The organism is Chitinophaga sp., from assembly GCF_036569125.1.
GTDB lineage: Bacteria > Bacteroidota > Bacteroidia > Chitinophagales > Chitinophagaceae > Chitinophaga.
The window spans coordinates 1-5662 of the sequence record NZ_DATCRF010000319.1 but is presented as its reverse complement, the minus strand read 5'-3'; the positions used below and the strand labels follow the sequence as shown (position 1 = coordinate 5662).

Sequence of the window (5662 nt, the reverse complement as noted above, 5' to 3'; positions counted from 1 at the left end):
GGTGGAGTAAATGCTGATGCCATGGCTGCGCAGCTCCGCCAGTATTTCTTCCGTACCGTTAATGATGGCGGCAATCACCTCGCCGGGTATCAGGCGTTTGTTACGGCCTATGGTAGAGGAGAGTAATATATTTTCCGTAGCGCCTACACACAGCAGGTCGTCGATGTTCATAATAATGGCATCCTGCGCAATGCCTTTCCATACATCCAGGTTACCGGTTTTTTTCCAGTAGGCGTAGGCCAGGGAGGATTTGGTACCGGCGCCGTCGGCATGCATAATGTTACACCAGGCTTCATCGCCGCCCAGGATATCGGGTACTATTTTACAGAAAGCCTTCGGAAACAGCCCTTTATCAATGTTCTTAATCGCATTATGTACATCTTCCTTGTCGGCAGAAACACCGCGTTTGGCGTAAAGATCCATTATATAATAGAAAATGAGTTAGACATAATTTTTAGACACCATCCAGGGACAATTAGCTTTATTAGCCACAAAATCAGCCACTGTAGCGAGCTTCAGGAGCTAAATGCCAAAATCCTGTATTATGGCACAAAAGTAACTGATTCTGGCAATCATACAAATCCCAAAAAACTAGGTTAGATTTGCACGGCTTTTAGACCGTTATTCAGATTTATGCAGGTTCACAGGGATCTATCACATTTGCCGGCTTTTCGTAATGCAGTGATCACTATTGGTACGTTTGATGGTGTGCATACCGGGCACCGGTATATATTGCACCAGCTGCAGGAAACCGCTGCGGCTGTAAACGGGGAAACCGTAATTGTGACCTTTGACCCGCACCCGCGGGAGGTTTTATTTGCCGGCGATAAAAAGCTGCACCTGCTCACTACCCTGCCTGAAAAAATACAATTACTGGACAAAGAAGGTATTGACCACCTGGTGGTGGTACCCTTTACCAAAGCCTTTTCCGAACTTTCTGCCCGTGCTTACCTGGAAGATTTCCTGATTGCCCGCTTTAAACCACATACCATCATTATCGGGTACGATCACCGCTTTGGGCATAACCGCGAAGGCGGCCTGGAGCTGCTGGAAGCAGAGCAGCAGCAATACGGTTTTCAACTGATAGAAATACCGCAGCAGGTAGTACACGACCTGTCTGTAAGCTCTACCAAAATACGCGAGCGCCTGATGGAAGGGAATATAGCCCTGGCCGATGAGCTGCTGGGATACCCCTATTTCCTGGAAGGCACCGTGATACATGGCGATAAAATGGGGCGGCAGCTGGGTTACCCCACCGCCAACCTGCAGCTGCCGGATGCGCGCAAGTTAATACCCTCTGAAGGTATTTATGCAGTAAAGGCCACGCTGAATAATGAACCTGAAATAATAAAAGGTGTAATGAGCATAGGCACCCGGCCTACTTTTAATGGTACGGACCTGCGGCTGGAAGTGCATCTCTTTAATTTTGACCGGGATATTTATGATGCGCAGCTGCGGGTACAGTTCATTGCCTTTATACGGCATAACCAGAAGTTTGATAATGCCGCTGCGCTTATTGCGCAAATGGATAAAGACTGCGTGGAAGCGAAGAAGATTCTTTGATGTGCAGATATGCATATGTGCAGATAGCAGATAATTAATGCAGCGATTAAATAGAAAAGCGAATGTTTCAGTGGATGATACATTCGCTTTTTCATTTGCACATCTGCACATTAACTCATTACCTTATACATCAGCTCCTTCATTAACTCCCCATCCTCTACCCCGCTATCATTAATACCTATACTGCGCAGGTTATAGGTATGCAATAATAAAATAGCTTTTTCTGTGCCTTCTGCACCATACTGGCGGGCCGCCTGCATATAATCCTTTACAAAGAACGGGTGTACGCCCAGGGTGGATGCAATTTCTTTTTCCCCGCCTTTTACGCCAAAGATCAGGTTCACCTTACTGAAAAAGTTATACAGGGCAGGGATCACCATTTGTACCGGGCCTGCTTTGGGATTAGCGGCAAAATAATTAACAATGCGCATTACCTTGATGAAATCCTGCTGGCCTACGGCGTTCTGCAGCTCAAATACATTGTATTCCTTGCTGATGCCTACATATTTTTCAATATCCCCTTCATCGATCTTTTTTTCGTTGGGCAGGTTTACCAGCAGCTTATCTATTTCATTAGAAATACGGGAAAGATCGTTACCAATATGATCTACCAGCAATATGCAGGCTTTCTGGGAAATAGCGCGGCCCATTTCCCGAACATACACTTCTACCCAGCCGGGTAGCTGGTTATCGTATAGTTTTTTAGTGCTTAGCAGCACACCCTTATCCTTTATTAATTTGGCCATTTTACTGCGCCCATCCAGCTTTCCCTGTTTATGGGCTACTACAAAAATGGTGGAATCCAGGGGGTGATCTATATAGGGCTCCAGCTTCAGGAGGTCGCGCATGGCCTGCGCTTCTTTTAATATAACTACCTGTTTTTCTGCAAACATGGGGTAGCGACGGCAGGCATTGATCACGGCGCTCCAGTCGGCATCTTTTCCATATAGCACTGTGAGGTTAAATCCTTTCTCTGCTTCATCCAGCAGCTTATGCTCAGCATAGTCGACCACCTGGTCAATAAAAAAATCCTCCTCCCCTTCCAGCCAGTAAATGGATTTAAATTTCTTTTGCTTCCAATCTTTTAAAATATCCTGGTATTCCATGAGTTGATTTACGATTTTAGATTTACGATTTCAGATTTACCTAAAATCGTAGCCTATTCCTATACGATCACTACGTCTTCCTCCTTTAAAATAGGCACTCCTTTAAAGCGCTGCAGCAATTGCCCTACGGCTACCACATCTTTCTGGCAATAGGTTGCAATGCGGGGCAGGTTACGTTCCTGCCAGTATACACTGGCCACCATGCTGCCGTCTATATCATCCTTGGGGGTAGGAATGCCCAGGATGGTGGTGAGCAGCTTCAGGGAAGTATAGTTCTTATAATCTCCAAAGCGCCACAGGTGCAGGGTATCCAGCATAGGCACTTCCCAGGGTTTAAAACCATGCAGCTGCAGGCACGGGGGCAAAGATAGCTGATGGATAACAGAACGCCTACAGATGTATGGAATATCAAACTCCTTAATATTATGCCCGGCAAACAGGAAACGCGGATGTTTGGCGCAAAACTTATTTACCAGGTCCAGGAAGCCGCTTAATACCACTTTCTCATCATCGTCATAAATAGATTTGATGCGCAGCTGATAACGGCCGCCTTCTATGGTGAAATAACCTGCTGAAATGCAGATCACTTTCCCAAACTCGGCAAAGATCCCTGCTTTTACGGCAAAGTCCCCGGCGCCTGTTGTTGAATCTGGCGCAGTTTTTGTTATTTTCTCCATCCAGAGGTGCTGAAGCGGCTCGGGTAAATCGTCGAAACTAGCCACAGCGGGGGTTGTCTCTATATCCAGCAGTAATAACTGGTCTAATGCGATGTTAGGTAGCACTGAGGAAATCCTGTTTAAAAGTTTGTGAATTAGAGAATTTTAAAAAGCTATTTTTGCATAATTATTTTTAACCATATAACAATTAAACATAAAACAAACAACTATGGCTGAGAACACATTTAACACGCCTGCTTCCGGATCATCCGGCTCTGAAAAACCGCGTAGCCGTAATGGACTTATATACGGAATTTTAATTGCAGCACTGGCGGGTACGTGGATCTATATGTTGTACGATAAAAATAAAACTAGTGAAACTATTGTACAACAAGGCACTCAGATCGATTCTATTTCATCATCAAGAGATGCATTACAGCAGGAATACAATGCTGCCAACGCACGTCTGGACGATTTGATCTCCCAGAACAGCCGGATGGACAGCCTGGTAAAAACCAAAGATAAAGAACTGGCTGATATGAAAGCCAGGATCCAAAGTATCCTGTCTAACAAGAACGCTACCCAGGGCGAGCTGGCTGAAGCCCGCAAGCTGATAGAGCAAATGAAAACAAACATAGCCGGTTACCAGGAAACTATTGAACGCCTGGAAGGTGAAAAACTGGTGCTGGCCGGCGAAAGGGATGTAGCCCGTAAAGAAAGGGATTCTGTAGGTACTGTAAAAGACAGCCTGAATAAAGAAGTGAACCTGGGTTCCGTATTACACGCCAGCAATATTAAGCTGCAGCCTTTACAAGTGAAAAAGAACGGTAAGGAAGTTGAAACCACCAAAGCTAAACGCGCAGATATGATGCGGGTTACCTTTGACCTGGATGAAAACAGGATCGCTCCTACCGGCGACAAAGAAATTTATGTAGCCATCTCATCTCCCGACGGTTCTCCGCTGGCTGTAGAAGCACTGGGTTCCGGCCGTTTTAGCCTGGAAGATGGTACTGAGAAATTATATACTGCCAAGAAAACCGTTGCTTACACTAAAGGAGAAAAACAAACTGTAAGCATGGATTGGAAACAGAACTCCGATTTTAAACCGGGCGATTACAGCGTTGAGATCTATCACAACGGTTTCCGCATCGGACAAGGTAAAGTAAGCCTGAAGAAAGGCGGTTGGTTCTAGTTGATTTAGTTTTAGCCTTCATAAAAAAAGGGATTGCCTATGACGGGCAATCCTTTTTTTATGCGGAAAGCTGAAGGCGGAAAGCATAAAGCATAAAGCTGATTATGTTTTACAGCATTGAACAGCTGGCGCTAAGCCTTTAGCTGTTAGCTTTTAGTCCCGGTTTTATGTTCTGAAGCCACGGCATTGGGCTATGTTAGATAGTATTAATGGGTATTGGCAGCCTGCAATCGCGGAGGGCATTAAGCTTTCTGCTTTATCCTTTCTGCTTTTTGCTTTACGCCTCCGGCGTTCTGCTTTCAGCGTTTCGCACTCAGCATTTTGTTAATGATTAGTTATTGCCAAATCGTATATATGAAAATAAACCTAATTTGAACTTCTTTTTCTCCTATGTGACCGGATGTTGCTGTTGCTTAGCCTTGCTTTTAAAAGAAAACCAGTGCGTTCAACCTGCGTGAACAAAGAGGAAATCCAAGACTGAAAATAACCGGAGATACCTTAAAAAACCAAACTGCATGGCGGATTCCAAATCAGTATACGTTATAGATGACGACGAGATTTTCCATTTTATTATCAGGAAGTTGTTTCTACAATGTGGTAAGGACCCCAATAACCTCGAAATCATTTCCTTTTACTCTGCAGAAGATGCGTTGGAACAATTGCGCCGGCCCGGCCCCCTGCCCGCACTAATCATCGTGGACATTAACATGCAGCCCATGAACGGATGGGCATTTATGAAAGTTTTCGGGGAGCTGAAACATACCCTTCCCCAGCAGATTCCCGTGATCATGTGCTCTTCTTCTATTGATGATAAGGATATACAGCAGGTGAATGATACGCCGGAGCTGGCAGCTTATATTACCAAGCCATTGGATAAAAAGAAGCTGGAGATTATTGAGAAATACCTGTAGATGTGCAGATTATAAATGTGCAGATGTGCAGATTAAGTGTACAGCTGTGCAAATGAAAAGAGCGAAAACGCAGGATGCGCTTCCGCTCTTTTAGGTAGTGTCTTTATTTCATCTGCACATGTGCATATTTGCACATCTGCACATTAATTACGCCGGCTGCACATTCATATACATCTCTTCACGGAGCGCTTTTACGCGCGCATCTTCCAGGTATTCATCAAAGGTGGTTAACCG

Annotated in this window: 6 protein-coding genes; 3 read left to right on the top strand and 3 right to left on the bottom strand. The window is 44.9% G+C overall.

Annotated features, from left to right (window positions below; genetic code table 11):
• Positions 1-423, bottom strand: a 423-nt coding sequence (locus tag VIM87_RS11980; RefSeq protein ID WP_331997220.1) for an AIR synthase related protein, incomplete at its 3' end; no start/stop codon positions are given.
• A 210-nt stretch (positions 424-633) separates the two neighbouring features.
• On the opposite strand from VIM87_RS11980, the gene VIM87_RS11975 reads away from it, so the two are divergent.
• Positions 634-1563: a bifunctional riboflavin kinase/FAD synthetase gene (locus VIM87_RS11975; RefSeq protein ID WP_331997219.1), complete on the top strand. Its 930-nt coding sequence runs from the start codon at positions 634-636 to the stop codon at positions 1561-1563.
• Positions 1564-1673: 110 nt separating this feature from the next.
• Here the strand turns inward: VIM87_RS11975 and holA are convergent, their stop codons facing one another.
• Positions 1674-2669 carry a DNA polymerase III subunit delta gene (holA, locus tag VIM87_RS11970; RefSeq protein ID WP_331997218.1) on the bottom strand — a complete coding sequence of 332 codons (996 nt, stop codon included), beginning with the start codon at positions 2667-2669 and terminating at the stop codon, positions 1674-1676.
• A gap of 59 nt (positions 2670-2728) precedes the next feature.
• Complete coding sequence (locus VIM87_RS11965; RefSeq protein ID WP_331997217.1) at positions 2729-3346, bottom strand: ribonuclease H-like domain-containing protein; 618 nt, start codon at positions 3344-3346, stop codon at positions 2729-2731.
• Between the two features lie 208 nt (positions 3347-3554).
• Between VIM87_RS11965 and VIM87_RS11960 the strand changes: the two genes are divergently transcribed.
• Together VIM87_RS11960 and VIM87_RS11955 are read left to right on the top strand one after the other, a co-directional pair.
• Positions 3555-4517: a hypothetical protein gene (locus VIM87_RS11960; protein ID WP_331997216.1), complete on the top strand. Its 963-nt coding sequence runs from the start codon at positions 3555-3557 to the stop codon at positions 4515-4517.
• Positions 4518-5032: 515 nt separating this feature from the next.
• Positions 5033-5428 (top strand): response regulator, encoded by a 396-nt coding sequence (locus tag VIM87_RS11955; RefSeq protein WP_331997215.1) that lies wholly within the window; start codon positions 5033-5035, stop codon positions 5426-5428.
• The last annotated feature ends 234 nt before the right edge of the window (positions 5429-5662 follow it).

Excerpts from the sequence above, each read along its gene's own strand:
- VIM87_RS11960 (WP_331997216.1), top strand. The coding sequence starts at position 3,555 with ATGGCTGAGAACACATTTAACACGCCTGCTTCCGGATCATCCGGCTCT.
- VIM87_RS11955 (WP_331997215.1), top strand. The coding sequence starts at position 5,033 with ATGGCGGATTCCAAATCAGTATACGTTATAGATGACGACGAGATTTTC.
- VIM87_RS11965 (WP_331997217.1), bottom strand. The coding sequence starts at position 3,346 with ATGGAGAAAATAACAAAAACTGCGCCAGATTCAACAACAGGCGCCGGG.
- holA (WP_331997218.1), bottom strand. The coding sequence starts at position 2,669 with ATGGAATACCAGGATATTTTAAAAGATTGGAAGCAAAAGAAATTTAAA.
- VIM87_RS11975 (WP_331997219.1), top strand. The coding sequence starts at position 634 with ATGCAGGTTCACAGGGATCTATCACATTTGCCGGCTTTTCGTAATGCA.